The sequence below is a fragment of the Vibrio sp. 10N.222.49.C9 genome, assembly GCF_041474985.1.
GTDB classification, from domain to species: Bacteria; Pseudomonadota; Gammaproteobacteria; order Enterobacterales; family Vibrionaceae; genus Vibrio; species Vibrio crassostreae_C.
Genome location: NZ_JBFRVD010000505.1, coordinates 1 through 228, shown reverse-complemented (window position 1 = coordinate 228; position 228 = coordinate 1). Strand labels below are relative to the sequence as shown.

1 protein-coding gene is annotated in these 228 nt (G+C 44.7%); it reads right to left on the bottom strand.

Annotated features, from left to right (window positions below; translation table 11 throughout):
• On the bottom strand, positions 1–228 hold a 228-nt coding region (locus AB4585_RS24205), incomplete at both ends, for a hypothetical protein (protein WP_372171300.1).

Sequence of the window (228 nt, the reverse complement as noted above, 5' to 3'; positions counted from 1 at the left end):
CACCTCAATAGGAACACCGGCCATCATTGCTTCGATCATTGGCTCAACCGAGCAACCATAAATATCAGCCTGTTCAGCATCTATCTCTTGCGCAATTGATAGGGGATTAACATTGATAGTGACTCTATGGCCAACGCCCTGAGTATCCAGCAACTCCGCCTCAAACTGCCCAACTTCCAAACCATCTGAGAAATACTCAGCTAAGACTTCTGCTCTATTTTTCATATT